The 18,479-nt window shown below is 71.1% G+C and carries 19 protein-coding genes and 1 tRNA gene; 8 read left to right on the top strand and 12 right to left on the bottom strand.

Going from position 1 to position 18,479, the window contains the following annotated elements; genetic code table 11:
- Positions 1 to 1,372: GH1 family beta-glucosidase (locus ACTJI1_RS12240; protein WP_440742874.1), on the bottom strand; the 1,372-nt coding region annotated here is incomplete at its 3' end.
- Positions 1,373 to 1,515: 143 nt separating this feature from the next.
- On the opposite strand from ACTJI1_RS12240, the gene ACTJI1_RS12235 reads away from it, so the two are divergent.
- Positions 1,516 to 2,280 (top strand): COG4705 family protein, encoded by a 765-nt coding sequence (locus tag ACTJI1_RS12235; protein WP_440742873.1) that lies wholly within the window; start codon positions 1,516 to 1,518, stop codon positions 2,278 to 2,280.
- 4 nt (positions 2,281 to 2,284) lie between these two features.
- Here ACTJI1_RS12235 and ACTJI1_RS12230 read toward each other — a convergent pair whose 3' ends face one another.
- The 4 genes from ACTJI1_RS12230 to ACTJI1_RS12215 all read right to left on the bottom strand — a co-directional run bounded on the left by ACTJI1_RS12230 (position 2,285) and on the right by ACTJI1_RS12215 (position 7,389).
- Positions 2,285 to 4,045: a glycoside hydrolase family 35 protein gene (locus ACTJI1_RS12230; RefSeq protein WP_440742872.1), complete on the bottom strand. Its 1,761-nt coding sequence runs from the start codon at positions 4,043 to 4,045 to the stop codon at positions 2,285 to 2,287.
- Between the two features lie 58 nt (positions 4,046 to 4,103).
- Positions 4,104 to 5,450 (bottom strand): ABC transporter substrate-binding protein, encoded by a 1,347-nt coding sequence (locus ACTJI1_RS12225; RefSeq protein ID WP_440742871.1) that lies wholly within the window; start codon positions 5,448 to 5,450, stop codon positions 4,104 to 4,106.
- 56 nt (positions 5,451 to 5,506) lie between these two features.
- On the bottom strand, positions 5,507 to 6,466 hold the full coding sequence (locus tag ACTJI1_RS12220) for a carbohydrate ABC transporter permease (RefSeq protein WP_440742870.1): 960 nt from the start codon (positions 6,464 to 6,466) through the stop codon (positions 5,507 to 5,509).
- Positions 6,466 to 7,389: a carbohydrate ABC transporter permease gene (locus ACTJI1_RS12215; RefSeq protein ID WP_440742869.1), complete on the bottom strand. Its 924-nt coding sequence runs from the start codon at positions 7,387 to 7,389 to the stop codon at positions 6,466 to 6,468. Before ACTJI1_RS12215 ends, ACTJI1_RS12220 begins: the two co-directional genes overlap by 1 nt.
- A gap of 111 nt (positions 7,390 to 7,500) precedes the next feature.
- Here ACTJI1_RS12215 and ACTJI1_RS12210 point away from each other — a divergent pair, with 111 nt between their 5' ends.
- On the top strand, positions 7,501 to 8,553 hold the full coding sequence (locus ACTJI1_RS12210) for a LacI family DNA-binding transcriptional regulator (RefSeq protein WP_310133231.1): 1,053 nt from the start codon (positions 7,501 to 7,503) through the stop codon (positions 8,551 to 8,553).
- A 227-nt stretch (positions 8,554 to 8,780) separates the two neighbouring features.
- On the opposite strand, the gene ACTJI1_RS12205 is transcribed toward ACTJI1_RS12210, so the two are convergent.
- The 3 genes from ACTJI1_RS12205 to ACTJI1_RS12195 form a co-directional block, all read right to left on the bottom strand.
- A tRNA-Arg gene (locus tag ACTJI1_RS12205) sits at positions 8,781 to 8,853 on the bottom strand.
- 28 nt (positions 8,854 to 8,881) lie between these two features.
- Positions 8,882 to 9,268 carry an MmcQ/YjbR family DNA-binding protein gene (locus ACTJI1_RS12200; RefSeq protein ID WP_440742868.1) on the bottom strand — a complete coding sequence of 129 codons (387 nt, stop codon included), beginning with the start codon at positions 9,266 to 9,268 and terminating at the stop codon, positions 8,882 to 8,884.
- Positions 9,269 to 9,284: 16 nt separating this feature from the next.
- The gene (locus ACTJI1_RS12195; RefSeq protein ID WP_440742867.1) at positions 9,285 to 10,067 is read right to left on the bottom strand and encodes a dienelactone hydrolase family protein; all 783 of its coding nucleotides are present in this window, start codon (positions 10,065 to 10,067) and stop codon (positions 9,285 to 9,287) included.
- Between the two features lie 168 nt (positions 10,068 to 10,235).
- Here ACTJI1_RS12195 and ACTJI1_RS12190 point away from each other — a divergent pair, with 168 nt between their 5' ends.
- Positions 10,236 to 10,529 (top strand): GNAT family N-acetyltransferase, encoded by a 294-nt coding sequence (locus ACTJI1_RS12190; RefSeq protein ID WP_310133237.1) that lies wholly within the window; start codon positions 10,236 to 10,238, stop codon positions 10,527 to 10,529.
- Between the two features lie 43 nt (positions 10,530 to 10,572).
- On the top strand, positions 10,573 to 11,538 hold the full coding sequence (locus tag ACTJI1_RS12185; protein WP_440742866.1) for a zinc-binding dehydrogenase: 966 nt from the start codon (positions 10,573 to 10,575) through the stop codon (positions 11,536 to 11,538).
- Positions 11,539 to 11,583: 45 nt separating this feature from the next.
- Here the strand turns inward: ACTJI1_RS12185 and ACTJI1_RS12180 are convergent, their stop codons facing one another.
- Positions 11,584 to 11,949, bottom strand: a complete 366-nt coding sequence (locus ACTJI1_RS12180) for a hypothetical protein (protein ID WP_310133239.1) — start codon at positions 11,947 to 11,949, stop codon at positions 11,584 to 11,586.
- A gap of 65 nt (positions 11,950 to 12,014) precedes the next feature.
- Complete coding sequence (locus ACTJI1_RS12175; RefSeq protein ID WP_440742865.1) at positions 12,015 to 12,239, bottom strand: hypothetical protein; 225 nt, start codon at positions 12,237 to 12,239, stop codon at positions 12,015 to 12,017.
- A 179-nt stretch (positions 12,240 to 12,418) separates the two neighbouring features.
- Between ACTJI1_RS12175 and ACTJI1_RS12170 the strand changes: the two genes are divergently transcribed.
- Positions 12,419 to 13,429, top strand: coding sequence for an SDR family NAD(P)-dependent oxidoreductase (locus ACTJI1_RS12170; protein WP_440742864.1), 1,011 nt, complete (start codon positions 12,419 to 12,421; stop codon positions 13,427 to 13,429).
- Between the two features lie 49 nt (positions 13,430 to 13,478).
- Here the strand turns inward: ACTJI1_RS12170 and ACTJI1_RS12165 are convergent, their stop codons facing one another.
- On the bottom strand, positions 13,479 to 14,453 hold the full coding sequence (locus ACTJI1_RS12165; protein WP_440742863.1) for an SDR family NAD(P)-dependent oxidoreductase: 975 nt from the start codon (positions 14,451 to 14,453) through the stop codon (positions 13,479 to 13,481).
- Positions 14,454 to 14,633: 180 nt separating this feature from the next.
- Between ACTJI1_RS12165 and ACTJI1_RS12160 the strand changes: the two genes are divergently transcribed.
- Together ACTJI1_RS12160 and ACTJI1_RS12155 are read left to right on the top strand one after the other, a co-directional pair.
- A complete protein-coding gene (locus ACTJI1_RS12160; RefSeq protein WP_440742862.1) occupies positions 14,634 to 15,155 on the top strand; it encodes a DUF2231 domain-containing protein in 522 nt (173 codons plus the stop codon).
- Positions 15,152 to 16,837, top strand: coding sequence for a RecQ family ATP-dependent DNA helicase (locus ACTJI1_RS12155; protein ID WP_440742861.1), 1,686 nt, complete (start codon positions 15,152 to 15,154; stop codon positions 16,835 to 16,837). The genes ACTJI1_RS12160 and ACTJI1_RS12155 overlap by 4 nt, the downstream gene beginning before the upstream one ends.
- A gap of 55 nt (positions 16,838 to 16,892) precedes the next feature.
- Here the strand turns inward: ACTJI1_RS12155 and ACTJI1_RS12150 are convergent, their stop codons facing one another.
- On the bottom strand, positions 16,893 to 17,684 hold the full coding sequence (locus ACTJI1_RS12150) for an MBL fold metallo-hydrolase (RefSeq protein ID WP_440742860.1): 792 nt from the start codon (positions 17,682 to 17,684) through the stop codon (positions 16,893 to 16,895).
- A 133-nt stretch (positions 17,685 to 17,817) separates the two neighbouring features.
- Here ACTJI1_RS12150 and ACTJI1_RS12145 point away from each other — a divergent pair, with 133 nt between their 5' ends.
- On the top strand, positions 17,818 to 18,375 hold the full coding sequence (locus tag ACTJI1_RS12145) for a dihydrofolate reductase family protein (RefSeq protein WP_440742859.1): 558 nt from the start codon (positions 17,818 to 17,820) through the stop codon (positions 18,373 to 18,375).
- Positions 18,376 to 18,479 lie beyond the last annotated feature (104 nt).

The raw sequence follows: 18,479 nt of genomic DNA, 5'->3' as shown, positions 1-18,479 counted from the left end.
CCGGAACCGCGTCGCGGAGGAAATCCGCCACCCACCGGGCGCTGCGCTTGGGGGTGCGCTTCTGCGTCCGGTAGTCGACGTGCACCAGGCCGAAGCGGCGCGAGTAGCCCCACGCCCACTCCCAGTTGTCCATCAGCGACCAGATGAAGTAGCCGCGCAGCGGGAGTCCCTCGGCGACGGCATCCCGTGCCGCCTCGAAGTGGGCCTCGAGGTACTCGGTGCGTGCGCCGTCGTCGATCACGCCGTCCTCGTCCACCCGGTCGGGGTAGGCGGCGCCGTTCTCGGTGATGTAGAGCGGCAGCTCGGGGGCGAGCTCGTGCGCCTGCCGGAGCACGTCGACCATCCCGTCGGGGTGGATCTCCCAGCCCATCTCGGTGACCGGCGCTCCGGTGCGGACGAAGCGGACGTGCTCGCTGCCCGGATAGGCGCTCGCCGGGGCGCCCGCGGCGGGGGTGGAGCCGGAGGCGACCGTGTGCCGGCTGTAGTAGTTGATGCCGAGGAAGTCGATCGGCGCCGAGATGCGGCGCAGGTCGTCGTCGGTGGCGTTCTCGGCGAACCAGGCCGTCTCGCCGAGGTCGTCGAGCACGTCGGCGGGGTAGGAGCCGCGCAGCACGGGGTCGAGGAACAGCCGGTTGCTGAGGCCGTCGATGCGGCGGGCGGCGTCCGCATCCCCGTCGGAGTCGCCTGCCGGCTGGACCGAGTAGAGGTTGAGCGTCGTGCCCACCCGCGCGGTCGAGCTGCTCGCGCGCAACGCCTCGAGCGCGTGCCCGTGACCGAGGAGGAGGTGGTGCGCCGCGTGCGACGCCGTCGAACCGAGGGTCCGGCCGGGGGCGTGGTGACCGCTCGCGTATCCGAGGAACGCCGAGCACCAGGGCTCGTTCAGCGTGATCCAGTCGGTGACCACGTCGCCGAGGCGGTCGGCCACCTGCGCGGCGTAGTCCGCGAAGCGCATCGCCGTGTCGCGCTGCAGCCAGCCGCCGCGGTCCTCCAGCGCCTGGGGCAGATCCCAGTGGTAGAGGGTCGCCCACGGCGTGATGCCCCGCTCGCGGAGCCCCTCGGCGAGGCGGCGGTAGAAGTCGATGCCCGCCTTGAGCGGCGCGCCGGTGCCGTCGGGCTGGATGCGCGGCCACGCGATCGAGAACCGGTACGCGTCGACGCCGAGATCGGACATCAGCCGGACGTCCTCCGCCCAGCGGTGGTAGTGGTCGTCGGCGACGTCGCCGGTGCTGCCGTCGGCGATGGCGCCGGGGACGCGCGCGAACGTGTCCCAGATGCTCTCGCCGCGCCCGTCCTCGCGGGTGGCCCCCTCGATCTGATACGAGGCCGTCGCCGTCCCGACGACGAAGTCCTCGGGGAGGTCGCTTCTGCGCATGGTCACTGCTCCTTCGCGGGGGCGAGCGCCCCGGGTCCTCTCGGAGCGTACCCGGTCCGGGACGGCGAGCAGCCTCTGAGCCCTCTCAGGCGTTCGCGCCCGCCGCTCAGGGTGGGAGGTCTGGGGTTCGGGATGCTGGGGGGATGCGCAACACCGTCCCCGCCGTCACCGCGCTCTTCTGGGTGACGAAGCTGCTGACGACCGCGATGGGGGAGACCGCGTCCGACTTCCTGGTCAAGACCATCGACCCGGTCGTCGCGGTGGGCGGCGCCTTCGTCCTCTTCGCCGCGGCGCTCGGGCTGCAGTTCGCGGTGCGCCGGTACATCCCGTGGGTGTACTGGTCGGCGGTGCTGATGGTGGCCGTGTTCGGCACCATGGTCGCCGACGTGCTGCACGTCGAGCTCGGGGTGCCGTACCTGGTGTCCACCCTCGTGTTCGCGGTCGTCCTCACCGCTGTGTTCGCCCTCTGGTACCGGACGCAGCGGACGCTCTCGGTGCACCGCATCGACACCCCGGCGCGCCAGGGGTTCTACTGGTCCGCGGTCCTGGTGACGTTCGCCCTCGGAACGGCGGTCGGCGACCTGACGGCGACCACGCTCGGCCTCGGCTATTTCGCCTCCGCGCTGCTGTTCGGCATCCTCTTCGCCATTCCGGGCATCGCCTACCGGTGGTGGGGATTCGGTGCGACGGCCGCCTTCTGGACGGCGTATGTGCTGACCCGCCCGTTCGGCGCTTCGCTCTCCGACGGCCTCGCCGTGTCGCACGCGCGCGGCGGCATGGCGCTGGGCACCGGACCGGTCAGCCTGGTGCTGTTCGCGGCGATCGTGGTGTGCGTCGCGGTGCTGACCGTGCGCGGCCGTGCCGCGGCCGGCCCGGCCGTGGACGCGCCGGCGGCCGCGGGGCTGTAGCCGGTCAGACCTCCGTGTGGCCCAGCCGCGGCTCGGGGACGAACGCGGCGACCGCCTCGGCGGCCGACTCGAGTTCCAGCACGATCAGCTCGTTGGCACCCGCACGGAGCACCCCGCGCGGAACGTACAGGGTCTGCTGGGGGCCGCGCGTCCAGTAGCGGCCGAGATTGAAGCCGTTGATCCAGGCGACGCCCTTGCCCCATCCCGTCGTGTCGAGGAAGAGTGGACACGGCTCGTCCAGCTCGAAGCCGGCGCGGGCGAAGACCGGACCGGCCAGCCGCTCCGGCGCCCCGGCGGCACCGTCCAGGGCGTCGCGCACCGGCTCGATCGAGGACAGCTGGAGCGGAAGGACGCTCCACCGCCTCAGCTCCTCGCCGTTCAGGTGCACCCGGCCGATCAGGCCCTTCGGCTCGCCGATGCGGGGGCCGTAGTCGACGCGTCCCTGGTCCTCGACCAGCACCGTGAGCGTTCCCCGGCTGGGGGAGAGCGCGATGGCGCTGTCGTGGTGGTCGCGCGCAAGCACGCCCAGGCGGCTGGTTCCGACGGAGACGTAGGCGCGGTCCCGCACCTCGCCGAACTCCAGCACCGCGGGCTCCGCGGTGTCGATCTCGGTGCGGTAGAGGCCGAGGCCGCTGTAGTGACCCAGCTCGTCGAAGGTCGGCAGCTCGTCGGTGTGCGACCACTCGCCGAGCCGGTCGGCGACCGCCCACAGCGGGACGGCGGCGTCGAACGGGACGGTGAACGACGGCGCCGCGGCGGCCACGACCGGTTCGAGTTCCGGCAGTTCCGCGTACTTGGCGATCACGTCGCGGAACGCCCAGAACTTCTCGGTCGGCTCGCCGGACTCGTCGAGCGGGGCGTCGTAGTCGTAGCTGGTGACGATCGGCTGGTAGACGCCCTTGTCGTTGGCTCCGTTGGTGAAGCCGAAGTTCGTGCCCCCGTGGAACATGTAGAGGTTGACCGAGGCGCCGAGCGCCAGCAGCTCGTCGAGGTCGGCGGCCGACTCGGCGACCGGCGTCGTGTGGTGATGCGTGCCCCAGCTGTCGAACCAGCCGTCCCAGAACTCCGAGCACATCAGCGGCCCGGTCGGCTGGTGGCGGCGCAGGGTGGCCAGGCGCTCCCGTGAGCGCGAGCCGAAGGAGGCGGTCTTCAGCAGGCCCGGCAGCGACCCGTTCTCGAGCATGTCGTCCTGCGGCTGATCCACCGTGGTCAGCGGCACGGTGATCCCGGCGCCGCGGATCACCTCGACGAGCTGCCGCAGGTACTCCTTGTCGTCGCCGTACGCGCCGTACTCGTTCTCGACCTGCACCAGCAGCACCGGTCCGCCCTCGGTGACCTGGAGCGGCCGGACGATGTCCAGCACGTTGCGGAGGTAGCGCGACAGCGCCGCGACGAATCGCGGCTCGGAGCGCCGGATTCCCACCTCCGGATCGGTGAACAGCCACGCGGGGAGCCCGCCGTTGTCCCACTCCGCACAGATGTAGGGGCCGGGGCGGACGATGGCGTGCATCCCCTCGTCGGCCACCGTCCGCAGGAACCGCTCCAGGTCGAGCCGACCGTCGGCACGCCATCCGCCGGGAACCGGCTCGTGCGCGTTCCACGGAACGTACGTCTCGATCGTGTTGAGCCCCATCATGCGCGCCTTGCGGATGCGGTCGGCCCAGTCGTCCGGATGCACGCGGAAGTAGTGCAGGGCGCCGGAGAGGATGCGGTGCGGCTCGCCGTCGAGGACGAAGTCGTCACCCACGATCTCGAAGGTGGTCATGGTTCTCCTGGATGAGAGTCGGAGGTGGNCGCGCGCGGCCGGCCACCGGAACAACGGGCTACTTGCCGGTGACGGTGAAGCCCTGCTGGTTGCCGTAGTCGACCAGCGCCTTCTGCCAGGCTTGCAGGCCCGGGTTCAGGCTGGAGTTCGACGTGTACGACTGACCGACGGTGTCGCCGTAGATGCTGTTCGCGTACACCTGGAACGGCAGGTACTGCCACCCGGTCGAGACGTTCTTCGCGCCGTCCACGAGCACCTCGTTGATCTTCTGGCCGCCGAAGTAGTCGGGCGCGCTGGCGAGGAAGTCGGACGACTCCAGGTCCTTCGTGGTCGAGGGGAAACCGCCCGACTTCAGGAAGACCTTGATGCTCTCCGGGTCGTTGTTCAGCCACTTCAGGAAGCCGGCCGCGAGCGCCTGGTTCTTGCTCTGCTTGAGCACGACCTGGCCGCCTCCGCCGTTCTCGGCGTTCGCCGGGGTGCCGTCGTAGGTCGGGATGGGGGCGACGCGCCACTGGCCCGCGCCGTCCTTCACCGACGACTCGAGCACGCCGGGCATCCACGCGCCGGTGACCAGGGTGGCGATGGAGCCGTTGCCGAGCGCCTTGAACCAGTCGTCGCTCCAGCCGGGGACCGTCGACAGCAGCTTGCCCTCGACCAGCTTGTCCCAGGTCGCCGTCCACTTCTTGGTGCCCTCGTCCTGGAGGTCGATCGACACCTTGGTGCCGTCGACGCTGAACGGACGCCCGCCCGCCTGCCAGATCATGGACGTGGTGAAACCGGAGTCACCGGAGTCGCTCGTGATGTAGGCGTTCGGGTCGGCGGCGTGCAGCTTCTGGGCGGCGGCCACGTATTCGTCCCACGTCTTCGGGACCTCGATGCCGTACTTGTCGAACAGCGTCTTGTTGTAGAACATCGCCATGGGGCCGGAGTCCTGGGGCAGGCCGACGAGCTGGCCGCCGACGTTGACCGAGCCCCACGGTCCGGGCGTGTAGTCGCTCTTCAGCGAGTCGAAGCCGTACTGCTTCAGGTCGACGAGGGAGTCGGACAGGGCGAACTGCGGGATGGCGTAGTACTCGACCTGCGCGACATCGGGGGCGCCCGATCCCGCCTTGATCGCGTTCTGGAGCTTGGTGTACTCGGTGGTGTTCGTGCCGGCGTTGACCAGCTTGACCTTCACCTTCGGGTACTTCTTCTCGAAGGCGGCGACCTGCGCCTCGGCGGACGGCGTCCACGACCAGTAGGTGATGGTGCCGCCCTGCTTGAGGGCGGAGTCGATGTCCGAGGCGCTCCCGCCGGAGGACGAGGCGCCGCCGGAGCAGGCGGCGAGCGAGATGCCGACGACGGTGCTGACGATCGCGGCCGCGACGGTCCTGCGCAGGGTGCGGGACCCGATGGTGCGCTTCATGGGCTTCCTTTCACTTCTTCGTGGAATGAGGGTGCGAGGGGTGGGCTGGGATGGTGTCACTGCTTGACGCTTCCGGCGGCCAGACCCGACTGCCAGTAGCGCTGGAGCACCAGGAACGCGGCCACGATCGGGACGATCGTGATGAGCGATCCGGTGATCACGAGGTTGAAGATCGGCTGGGCGCCGACCCCGGTCGCCTGCGCGCTCCACTGGCTGAGGCCGACCGTGAGGGGGTACCAGGTCGGATCGCTCAGCATGATGAGCGGCAGGAAGTAGTTGTTCCAGGTGGCGACGATCGCGAAGAGGGCGACCGTGACGATCCCGGGCGCGAGCAGCCGCAGCGAGATGGTGAAGAAGGTGCGGAACTCGCCCGCTCCGTCCATCCGCGCCGCCTCGAGCAGCTCCGTCGGAACGGCCTCGGTGGCGTAGGTCCAGACCAGGTAGAGGCCGAACGGGCTGATCAGGGACGGCAGGATGATGGCCCACGGCGTGTTGGTCAGCCCGGCCTGGCTGAACATCAGGAACGTGGGGACCGCCAGCGCCGTGCCGGGGACCGCGATCGCGCCGAGCACGACGGCGAAGACCGCGCGCTTGCCGGGGAAGTCGTATTTGGCCAGACCGTAGCCGGCGACCGTCGCGAGCAGTGTCGCCCCGCCCGCCCCGACGACGACGTAGAGCAGCGTGTTGCCGAGCCACTGCACGAAGATGCCGTCGCGGTAGGTGAAGGTGTCCGCGATGTTCTGGAACAGGTTGAAGTCCTTGCCGAACCAGAGCCCGAACGTGGAGTAGAGGTCGGGCTGGCTCTTCGTCGCGTTCACGATCAGCCAGACCAGCGGCACGAACGAGTAGATGACGAACAGCACCATGAGAACCGTGAGCACGGGCGACTTGCGGATGCGGCGGCCGGACGACGCTCCCGCGTTGCTGCGGGCGGCGGCCCGGGAGGGGGCGGTGCGGGAGCGGGCGTTCCGGGTGCCGGTGCCGGCGCCGGTGCCGGTTTCGGTCAGCGAGGCCATCAGCGGAGCTCCTTCCTCGTGCCGCGGAGCTGCACGACGTAGGCGATCACGGCGGTGACGACGCCCATCACGATCGCGACCGTCGCGGCGTAGTTGAACTGCTGCCCGGCGAACGAGAGGTTGTAGGCGTACATGTTGGGCGTGAAGTAGCTGCTGATCGCGTTGGGGGCCAGCTGCTTGAGGAGGTTCGGCTCGTTGAAGAGCTGGAAGCTCCCGATGATGCTGAAGATCGTGGCGATGACCAGGGCGCCCCGGATGGCCGGGAGCTTGATGCTGAACACCGTGCGGAAAGCGCCCGCTCCGTCGATCTCCGCCGCCTCGTAGAGCTCGGTCGGGATGACGCGCAGCGCCGAGTAGAAGATGAGCATGTTGTAGCCCATGAACTCCCAGGTGACGATGTTGCCGATCGACGCCAGCACCCACTGGCCGCTCAGCGGTGCGAGCCCGGTGCCGAGCAGCGCGTTCAGGCTGGCGGTGAGGCCGAACTGGTCGCCGTAGATGAAGCCCCAGATCAGCGCCGCGACGACGCCGGGGACCGCGTAGGGGAGGAACAGCGCGATGCGGAAGAACGCCGCGCCGTGGAGGCGGGCGCTGTCGAGCGCCAGAGCGGCGACCAGCGACAGCGCCAGCATGACGGGCACCTGCACCACGAGGAACAGGGTGACCCGGCCGAGCGACTGCCAGAACTTGGCGTCCTGGAAGACGGCGACGTAATTGCCGAGGCCGACGAAGGCGTTGCCGCCGATGAGCTGCTGACGGAAGAGGCTGAGGTACAGCGCGTACACGACCGGGGCGATGATCATGGCCGCGAAGACGATCATGAACGGGGCGACGAAGGCCCAGCCGCGCCAGTCGCGGCGGCTCCGCCGGAGGCGGCGGCTGCCGTCCGCGGTGCCGGCCTGCGTGAGGGACGTCGTTGTCATGTGGTTCCCGAGTTGGTGGTCTTGGCGATGTTTACGTCAACATCGTGGCGCTTACTCTAGCATGTTGACGTCAACATGCCGCAAGGTCGGAGTTGCAACGAAATGGAGATCATGACCGAGTCGCTCGCCGATACGCCGTCCGCCCGCACGGGATCCCGTAAGCGCGGCCCGTCGCTGGGCGACGTCGCGCTGCACGCGGGGGTGTCGACGCAGACGGTGTCGCGGGTCGCGAACGGGCTCACCAACGTGGAGGAGTCCACTCGGGAGCGCGTGCTCGCCTCCATGCAGGCGCTCGGCTACCGGCCCAACCGCGCCGCGCGGGCGCTCCGCTCCGGGCAGTTCCGGAACATCGGCGTCGTCATGTTCACGCTCTCCTCCTACGGCAACATGCGCACCCTCGACGCGATCGCGGTCTCGGCCGCCACCGCGGGCTACTCGATCACGGTCGTGCCGGTCGAGCATCCGACCCAGAAGGACGTCAGCATCGCCTTCAGCCGGCTGCTCGAGCAGGCGGTCGACGGCATCATCGTCGTGCTGGAGGCGCACATCGTCGACCGCGGCGACGTGGAGCTGCCGCCGGGCCTCTCGGTCGTCGTCGTCGACTCGACCGAGCGGCCGGACTACCCCCAGGTCGACACCGACCAGGCGGAGGGCGCCCGCCAGGCGACGGAGCACCTCCTCGCCCTCGGCCACCGCACGGTGTGGCACATCTCCGGCCCGGCGGAGTCGTACTCGGCCGCACGGCGCGAGGAGTCGTGGCGGCGGACGCTGGAGGCGGCGGGCGCGCCCATCCCCGACGTGTTCCGCGGCGACTGGTCGACGGCTTCGGGATACCGCCACGGCCAGGAGATCGCCGCGCGTCCCGAGATCACCGCGGTATTCGCCGCGAACGACCAGATGGCGCTCGGCGTGCTCCGCGCACTGCACGAGGCGGGACGGCGCGTGCCCGAGGAGGTCAGCGTCGTCGGCTTCGACGACATGGCCGAGTCGGACTCGTTCTGGCCCCCGCTCACCACCGTTCACCAGGAGTTCGAGGCGATCGGCCGCCGCGCCCTCGAACTGCTGATCGCCGAGATCGAGGACCGCCCGGAGCCGGTGCGCTCCTCCGTGCTCCACACGCGCCTCGTGGTGCGCGCCAGCACGGCGCCCCCCGCCGCCGGCTGACCGCCGCCCGCCGCCAGCCCGGCTGCCTTCTCCGATCGTCGGAGATTTGCGCGCGTTCGTCGGAGATCCGAGCCTGATCGCCCCGAAACTCCCTCCGCAGAGCCCTGCGTCGGAGATTTGAGACCCGTTCTCCGACGATCGAACAGGAACCGACAGCACGAAAAAGCCCCGCTCGACGAGGAGCGGGGCATTCACTGTCTCAACCAGTGCTCTGTGCTTCAGCACAGTGCGCCACGAGGGATTCGAACCCCCAACCTTCTGATCCGTAGTCAGATGCTCTATCCGTTGAGCTAGTGGCGCATGATCCGCACGCGGACCGGATTAGAGCTTACATGACCCCATCCAAGACCGCCAATTGGCGACGGAGGGCGACCTGGCGGTACGACGTCTCGATGAGTTCGGACGTCTCCGACCAGTCGCCGGCCCCACGGTCCAGCTCGATCGCCAGCCAGCCGCTCGGGCCCCAGTACTTCGGGACGAACACGCGCGGGTCCTGACGCCATGCCGGCGCCTCGGCCGGGTCGGGCTTGAACACCAGGGTGTCCGTGTGGTCCATCGTCGCCCCGAGCACGGCGAAGGCGCGCCCGGATGTGCCCGCCTTCCAGGACGGGCGCCCGTGGTTCAGCGTCTCCACGGCCTCCGGGAGCCGCAGGCACAGCGCACGCACCCGCTCCACCAACGGGTCGCCCGGCTCGAACAGCAGGGGATGCTCCATCAGTGCACCGCCCCTCTCACCGGAACACCTCGTCCAGGAAGCACACCAGTTCGCGCCAGCTGCGCGCGTCGGCGACCGGCCGGTAGTTGTCGCGGCCCGGGATGGTGAAGGCGTGCGGGGCGCCGGAGTAGATGGTCACCTGCCAGTCCACGTGCGGCGCACCCCGCAGCTCCTCCTCGAAGGCGACGACGGCCTCGTCCGGCACGACCGGGTCCGAGCCGCCGGTCAGCACCAGCAGGGATGCCGCGATCTGGCCGGCGTCGGACGGGTCGTGGGCGATCAGCCCGCCGTGGAACGAGACGACGCCGCGCGCCGGTGCGCCGGTGCGGGCGAACTCGAGCGCCGCCGTCCCGCCGAAGCAGTAGCCGATGACGGCGAGGCGCGCCGGGTCGACGGCGGGATGCTGCCGCAGCCAGCTGAAGCCGGCCGCCACGCGCGAGCGGAGCAGCGGGAGGTCGCGGTAGTACTTCCCGGCCTCGGCGGAGGCGTCGTCGCCGGTCGCCGGCCGCACGTCCGCGCCGAAGAGGTCAGCGGCGAAGGCCACGTATCCGCGCCGGGCCAGCATCTGCGCGCGCATGCGGACGTTGTCGGCGACGCCGAACCAGTCGTGCAGCACCAGCACGGCGGGCTTGCGCTCGTCGGCCTGCGCATCCCGGGCCAGGTAGCCCTCCAGCGCCAGTCCCTCGTGCTCGTAGGCCACTGTCTCGGCCTCGATCACGGAGTGCTCGCCGATCGGCACCTGCTCGAGCAGGGCCTGGTACGCGGGCGCGAGGGAGGGCGACGGGGTGTCGAACGTCACGGGTGGACTCCAGGGTTCTCGAGTCGCACGGACGGCGGGTGCCGCCGGCGGCCTGGGCTGCTGTGACCTCGGTCGCGGAACGCGCGGGAACCCTCGGGTGCGGGTCGGGATCCCACGGTTTCACCCTACCCCGCTTCCCCCGCGCGACGGCGGACGTACGATGGGCCCATGACCACGGAGTTCAGCGACCAGACGGATGAGAGCCGCTACGCGATGCACGTCGACGGCGAGCTGGCTGCGGTGCTCGACTACCGCATCCTGGGCGACGCCATCTCGCTGACGCGGGCGTACACGGCGCCGAACCAGCGCGGCAAGGGGTACGCCGGTCAGCTGGTGGAGTGGGCGGTCGACGACATCGAGAAGAACGGGACGCTGCACATCGTGCCGATGTGCTCGTACGTCGGCGACTGGTTCGACAAGCACCCCGAGCGCGCGGCGCTGCTGCAGCGCCGCGCCGGCTGACCACGCGATGATCCGCGCGGGGGACACGGGACCGTCGCGCCTCGTGGCCCGCGTGTCCCGGTTCGGCGACGCCTCCGCGATGGTGCTGGCCCGCGCGCCGATCCGCCCGCCCCGCGGCAACGAGGTCGTCGTGCGGGTGACGCATGCGTCCCTCGGGGCGACGGATCTGCTCGCCCGGCGCGGCGGCTACATCCTGCATCCCGTCCCCGGATTTGTGACCGGCTACGACTTCGTCGGCGAGCTCCTCACGGAGTCGGCCGTGTCGCTTGCCCTGGGTCTCCGCTCGGGTGCGGTGGTCGCCGGCGTCCTGCCGCGGATGGGCGCGCACGCCACGTTCCTCACGCTCGCGCCGACGCTGCTGGTCGCGGTGCCGCCCGGGCTCGACCCGGCGACGGCGGCCGTGCTGCCGCTCGACGCGATCACCGCGGCGCACGCACTGGAACTCGCGGGCCCGGCCCGCAGCGTCCTGGTGCAGGGCGCGTCCGGAGCAGTGGGGGCGCTCGCCGCACAGCTGGCCCTGCGCACCGGCGCGACCGTGGTCGGCACCGCGTCCGCCCGGACGGCGGACCGGGTCCGTGCGCTCGGCGCGCACGTCGTCGACCACACCGACCGCGACTGGCCCGCGCTCGTCAGGCAGGCGGCGGGAGGGGCGGTGGATGCGGTCATCGACCACACGGGGACGGAACGGGTCCGCGACGTGCTGGCCGCCGACGGCGTGCTGGTCCGCACGGGCTTCGCCGGGCGTGCCGGGCACGAGCGCTCCGACGCCCTGCGGGGTGCGGCGACCGCGGCCCGCGACCGGCGGGAGCGCGTGTGCAGCGCGCCCCTGTACGTGGCGACCCGGCGCAACGCCTACCGGCGCACCCTCGCTCGCCTGCTGGCGGACGCGGCAGACGGGTCGCTGCGCGTCGCCGAGCCGCTGGTCCAGCCGCTCGCGGACATCTGGGAGGCGCACCGTGCGGCAGAGGCGGCTCCCGCCGGCGCCAAGGTCGTGCTCACGACGGCCTGACGCGTCGGCGGCCGGGCGGCCCGACGACCAGGTGAGGCAGCGCGGTTAGAACGCGAACATCTGACCGAGCACGATGACCGCGATCAGGAACAGCACGACGATCGTGGCGATGACGATCACCGCGCGCGCCGACAGCCGGGCGATCCCGAAACCGACGATGAACGGCAGCGCCAGGCAGCCGAGCGCGAGCACCCACCAGAAGGCGGCGAACCCGCCGGCCGACGCCGACTCCAGCCGTCCCCCGAACAGCTTCTGGGTGGCGGGATGCGTCGCGAAGGCGATGCACGCGGACAACGGGTAGGCGATGAGCACCGCGGTGATCAGGCCGGCGAACGCGCCCCACAGCCCGCGCTTCTCGCCGAGCTGGAGCGTCTCCTCCTGATGCGGTCCCTGCCTGCTCTTGGTGCTCATGGCGCACAGCATAGCCAGCGGCCCGCGGACGGCGGTATGCAGCGATCGAGTCCGCTCCCGCGGGCTCAGAAGTCGTCGGGGGATCCGATGACGACGGGCACGCACTCCGTGAAGCGGTAGCGGATCAACTCCGGCCAGAGGGTGGAGTCGCACAGGTCGAACACGTCCATCACCGCAGCCCCGCCGATGTGCGACGGGAGGCGCAGCTCGAACGGCGGCTCGCTGGTGCGTTCGAACTCGATCTCGAACGCGGTGTCTTCGCGCTCGAGCACGGCGAGGACCGTCTCCATGGTCGCCTCCTTCGCGCAGCGGATCGATGTAACCCACGGATACGCCTCCTGAGCCGCCGGGCAAGCCCCCAGAGGTCACGGATCCGCTACGACGTTCTCCCAGCGTGCTATGTGGCACTCAGTGTCATAATCGATTCCACGCTCGACACACCCGAGCATCCCGAACGAGGAGGACGACGATGACCGACCCGAAACCGCTCACCGCGCACAGCACCATCGGAGAGTGGCTGGCCCACCCGAAGGGCGCGCCACTGATCCAGGGGCTGCTGGCCCAGTCCGGCGTGAACGAGGAGATGCTCGCGCCGGTGCGCGGCCTCCCGCTCCAGCAACTCGTGGCCATGAGCCAGGGCCAGCTCCCGCAGTCCGTCGTCGACGGACTGGTGCTTCAGGCCAACGACGGCGTCATGCCGGAGGATGTCGAGACCGGATGGGTCGAGAAGGTCACGCCCGGCCGCTTCGACGGTCGCACGGTGATCGTGACCGGGGCGGCGTCCGGGATCGGCCGGGCCACCGCCTCCCGGATCGCCCGGGAGGGCGGTCGCGTGATCGCGGTGGACATCACCGCGGAGCGGCTGGCAGACCTCGCCGCGTCCCTTCCGGACGGCTCCATCGAGACCGTTGTCGGCGACATCACACGCCAGGAGGACATCGACGCCATCGTGGCCGCCGCAGGCGAGCGGATCGACGCGCTCGCGAACATCGCCGGCGTTAACGACGACTTCTCGCCGGCCCATGAGACCTCGGATGCGGTGTGGGACCGCACCATCGGCATCAACCTGACCGGCGGGTTCAAGCTGACCCGCGCGGTGCTGCCGGCGATGCTGGCCGCGGGCGCCGGATCCATCGTCAACGTGGCCTCCGAGGCAGGGCTCCGCGGCAACGCCTCGGGCACCGCGTACACGGTCTCGAAGCACGGAGTCGTCGGGCTCACCCGAAGCACGGCGTTCATGTACGGACCGCAGGGCATCCGGGTGAACGCGGTGGCTCCGGGCGGGGTGGCGACGGGCATCCCCATGCCGGCGCATCCCTCGGAGGCGGGCACGGCGCGCCTGACGCCGTTCCAACAGCAGATCCCGACGATCGCGACCGCGGAGCAGCTGGCCGCATCCATCACGTTCCTGCTGAGCGACGACGGCGTGAACATCAACGGCGCCGTGCTGCCGAGCGACGGCGGCTGGTCCGTCCAGTAGGCCCTCGGCGCCGTTCCCGGGGTGACCGGCCGGGCGGACGTAGCGGCGCTCAGTCCCGCTGCGTCCGCACCGCGCGGACGACGGCGACCGCTCCGGCGATCAGGGCCGCACCGGTCAGGAGCCGGCGGGTCTGCGCCCGGCGGCCGCCCCATCCACCGCTGACGCTCAGCGGCTCGCCAGAGGGGGAGAACAGATTGCCGGTCGTCGGCCCGGACGGCTTCGAGCGGAACTGCCCGAGCTCCGTCTGGCGCGCGATGGCCGCCTCCACGGTCGCAGGCCGCTTCGTGTGCTGACGGACCAGGGTGCGCCCGGCGGCCGTGACGGTGCGCTCGCCACGGGCGGGGTGCTTCCAGGCGGCGAGGATCTCGTCGACCGCGCGGCTCGGCGGGTACACCGGCGGGAGCGCCCGGACCTCACGGCCCGAGCGGTTGCCGGCGTGCTGGAAGATCGGGGTGTCGAGCGCCGGTGGGAGCACCGTGACGACGTGCACCGGCGACTTCGCGAGCGCCAGCTCGGAGCGCAGACTGCGCCCGAAGGCGATCACCGCCGCCTTCGACATCGAGTAGGCGGCGCTGTACGGCTGGGGCACCTCGCCCAGGATGGACGCGACGTTGACGATGACACCCGAGCGCTGCGACCTCATCACCCCCAGCGCGCTGCGCACGCCGTTGGCGTACCCGCGGATGTCGACGTCGAGCACCCGCTCGAACTCGGCGGCCGGCTGCTCCCAGAACCGGGCGTAGGAGCTGACCGCTGCGGCGTTCACCCACAGGTCGAGCCGTCCGTAGCGCGCGATGGCCGTGTCCGCTGCGCGATCGCCCGTCGCCGGATCCGTGGTGTCGCCCGCGACGGCGACGGCATCCCGCGCACCGTGCGCCCGGGCTTCGGCGACCACGTCTTCGAGCCCGGCAGCGCCGCGTGCCACCAGGACGAGGCGGGCGTGGCGCCGCGCGAAGGCGAGGGCGGTGGCCCTCCCGAGCCCGCTGGATGCTCCGGTGATGACGACGACAGGGGATGCGCTCATGCCGGTCACCGTAGGCGGCGCGGAGGTCCTAGGGCAGGCCTTGACAGCTCGCAGTGCCGGAGACGGGCGCGCGCGACGGGGATGCGGCGGGACCATACGCGCCCGGTGCCCGGCGGGGAAGGGTCTGCCGCTCCGCGCCGCGTCGTCCGATCATGGCCGCATCTCTCGAGAGGAGCACCCATGTCCACCCACGACACCGACACGGGCACTGGATTCCGGCGCGCCAAGCGTCCACGTTCCGTCATCGCGGGGCCGTACGGGCACCCGTTCCACGCGACCGTCGTCACCATTCCGATCGGGGCATGGACCGCTGCGGTGGTCTTCGACATCGCCGCGCTGCTCGGCGCCGCCCCGGAGGCGCTCGCGACCGGAGCGCTCTGGCTCGTGGTCATCGGCATCATCGGCGCGGTCGTCGCCGCGGTCTTCGGACTGCTCGACTTCTCGCAACTGCCCGCCGGCACCAAGGTCCGGCGCACGGCCCTCTGGCACCTCGCCTTCAACTCGACGGCGGTCGTGCTCTTCGTCATCAGCGCGATCGTCCGTGCGGGCGACCCGAGCAGCCCGAGCGTCGCCGGGTTCGTGCTGGCCCTGATCGGCATCCTCGTCGTCGGCGTGTCCGGCTTCCTCGGCGGCGAGCTCGCCTACCGGCACGGTGTGCGGGTCGCCGACGAGCAGGATCAGGAGCGCGCCTACACCCGATGACGCAACGGACCCGTCAGATCACGCCCGGCTCGACCGGCTACGGTGACCTCATGTCGCGCATCCAGGACGTCGCCCGCGATTCGTTCGGCTGGGACCCGCTGCGGCCCCGGCTCGCCGAGGCGATGGAGGTGCTGCTCGCCGGCGGCGATGTCCTCGCCGTGATGCCGACCGGGTACGGCAAGTCGTCCCTGTACCAGGTGACCGGCACGGTCCTGGGCGGCGTCACGATCGTCGTCTCGCCGCTGATCTCGCTCCAGGAGGACCAGGTGCGGTCCCTCGGCGAGGCGACGGATGTGCCGCGTGCGTTCGCCATCAACTCCTCCGCCGGACAGCGGGAGCGCGAGCGGGACTGGGAGGCGCTGGAGTCCGGTGAGCCCGGGTTCGCCTTCCTGGCGCCCGAGCAGCTGGCCAACCCGGAGGTGCGCGAGCGGCTGGCCGCGCTGCCGGTGTCGCTGTTCGCCGTGGACGAGGCGCACTGCGTCTCGTCGTGGGGTCACGACTTCCGTCCCGACTACCTCCTGCTCGGCGGAGTCATCGACGAGCTCGGCCATCCGCCGGTCGTCGCCATGACGGCGACGGGAGCCCCGCCGGTGCGCGCCGAGATCGCGGAACGGCTCGGGATGCGGCGTCCGCGGCTCTTCGCCACCGGCTTCGACCGGCCGAACCTCCGGCTGGAGGTCCGCCGCTACGAGGAGGACTCGGAGAAGCGCACGGCGGTCGTGGAGCACGTCCGCGAGCTGGACGGGTCGGGACTCGTCTACACCGCCACGCGGAAGGACGCGGAGCTGTACGCCGAGCAGCTGGAGGGCGACGGGGTCGCGGCCGCCGCCTACCACGCGGGGCTCAAGCGGGCGGAGCGCGACGACGTCTACGAGCGGTTCATGGACGACCGGGCCCGGGTGGTCACCGCGACCAGCGCCTTCGGCATGGGCATCGACAAGCACGACGTCCGCTTCGTCGTCCACGCCTCGGTGACGGACTCCCTCGACAGCTACTACCAGGAGGCCGGACGGGCCGGCCGCGACGGCGAACCGGCCGTCGTGACCCTGCACTACCGGCCGGAGGACTTCGCGCTGACGAAGTTCTTCTCCGGCGGCGGCCCGGATGCGGACGAGCTCGCCCGGGTGTTCGCCGCGGTGAAGAAGGAGCCGGGGCTCTCGCGCTCCGACCTGGCCGAACGGACCGGGATCAGTGTCCGCTCGCTCGGCCGTCTGCTGGGGCTGCTGCGCGACGCGCGGGTACTGGGCGGGAACGACGACGAACTGACGGCGGAGGACGTCAGACCGGGGGAGGCGGCCTCCCGCGCGGTCGAGGAGTCGGAGGCGCGGCAGCGGATCGAGCACTCCCGGTCGCAGCTGATGCAGGAGTATGCCGAGACGGGAATGTGCCGCCGACAGTTCCTCCTCGGGTACTTCGGCGAGGAACTGCCCGCGCCGTGCGGGAACTGCGACACCTGCGCATCCGGCAGCGCCTACCGCTGGGCGGAGGAGCATGACGCGGCCGGCGAGGACCCGTTCCCGCTCGCCGCGCGCGTCTCGCACGAGACCTGGGGCGCCGGCGTCGTGATGCACACCGAGCGCGATCGGCTCACCGTGTTCTTCGACGCGGCAGGCTACAAGGTGCTCTCGCTCGCGGCGGTCCGCGAGGGTGGGCTCTTGGAGGTCCTCGGACCGGCGGCCTGACCGGCGGCCCGGCCGGCGGCTCGACCGGCGCCCTGACCGGCGGCCCGGCCGCGCGTCAGCTGCGCCCGATCGCCCGGGCGGACGCCACCGCCGCGTCGACCCCGTCGAGCCACGGCTCCCCGTGCCCCGGCAGGAGTACGCGCGCTCCCGTCGCGCGGATCGCGTCGAGCGATCGCAGCGCCTGCGCCGAGTCGGCGGTGGCCGCGCCCGCGATGATCTGCGCGCCCGGGATGCCCTTGTACGGATCGAGCGTGACGATCGCGTCCCCGCTCAGCAGCGTCTCCCGATCCGGCAGCAGCAGTGCGCAGTGGCCGAAGGTGTGCCCCGGTGTGAAGACGACCTCCGGGCGCCCGGGAAGGTCGAGGACGCCCGCGCCGGGCAGCTCGAAGACCTCCTCGACGCCTTTCACCTTCAGGGCGCCGGCCCGGATCATGCCGGCGACCGGGCCCAGCGAGCGCGGGTAGACGAGCGGGTAGACGAACGGCGTGTGCTCGCGCCGGTACCGGTACGGGTGGGCGGCCAAGTGCTTGTCGCCGGCGTGCACGAACACCGGTACCCCGAGCTCCTCGATCGCGCGCTTCGCGAATCCGACATGGTCGAAGTGGCCGTGCGTGAGCACGATGCCCTGCAGGTCGCGCATCCGGAGGCCCATCTCGTGGGCCGAGCGGATGAGAGGCCCCCACGTGTGCGGGAACGCCGCATCCACGAGCGTCCACATGTCGCCGTCGGCGAGCAGGTAGCAGTTGGTGAAGGCGTGCTCGAGGCGGTGCACGCCGGGTACGACCTCGGGTGTCAGGCGCGGCGCGGCCCGCCGCCGGTCGGGCGTCACGGCAATGGTGCGGGTCACGGGGCCTCCCATCGTTCTGCTCCGTGTCTACGCGCGGCGCCGACGGCGGTGGAGGGGTTGACAGCGGATCCCGCCAGGCCGTTCCACGACGGCACGCCAGCCTCTATGCTGGTCCGCGACAAGGGGGAATCTTATGGGTGGCATCGCTGTGCACGAGTTCATCTCGCTGGACGGTGTGTTCGAGGATCCGAGCTGGACCGCCGAGTTCGGGTTCGATCCGGAGATGGGCGACGACATCGGACGTCTCACCCGCGCCTCCGACGCCATCCTGCTCGGCCGCCGCACCTTCGAGATGTTCGCCCCGGCGTGGTCGCAGCGCACCGCGGCCGACGACCCGGGGGCGCCGTTCTTCAACGACAGCCCGAAAGCCGTGGTCAGCTCGTCGCTCGACGACGAGACCGCAGAGCGCACGTGGCGCAACTCGCGGTCGCTGGGCGCCTACGATCCCGCGCGCATCCGCGAGTTCGCCGACTCCTTCAGCGGCGGCGTGTACGTCAGCGGCTCGGGGTCGCTCGTCCGCTCGCTGCTCGCCGACGGGCTGCTCGGCTCCCTCCACCTCTTCGTCTATCCGCTCGTCCGGGGCACGGGCGCACGCCTCTTCCCCGACGGCAGCACGCCCGCGCAGTTGCGGCTGCGCCACCACGACGCCTACGACAACGGCGTCCTGCATCTCCACTACACCGCCGTCTGACCGCTTTTCGGATTGAGGCCACTCCGCGTCCTCAATCCCCGCTAGCGTCGGTCACGCCGCATCACCGGCGGTCATATCCATCACACAGCACACCCGGGAACAAC

The sequence above is a fragment of the Leifsonia sp. 22587 genome (assembly GCF_052044215.1).
Lineage (GTDB): Bacteria > Actinomycetota > Actinomycetes > Actinomycetales > Microbacteriaceae > Leifsonia > Leifsonia shinshuensis_C.
The sequence above is the reverse complement of the archived record's forward strand: the minus strand, read 5'-3'. Positions and strand labels throughout refer to the sequence as shown.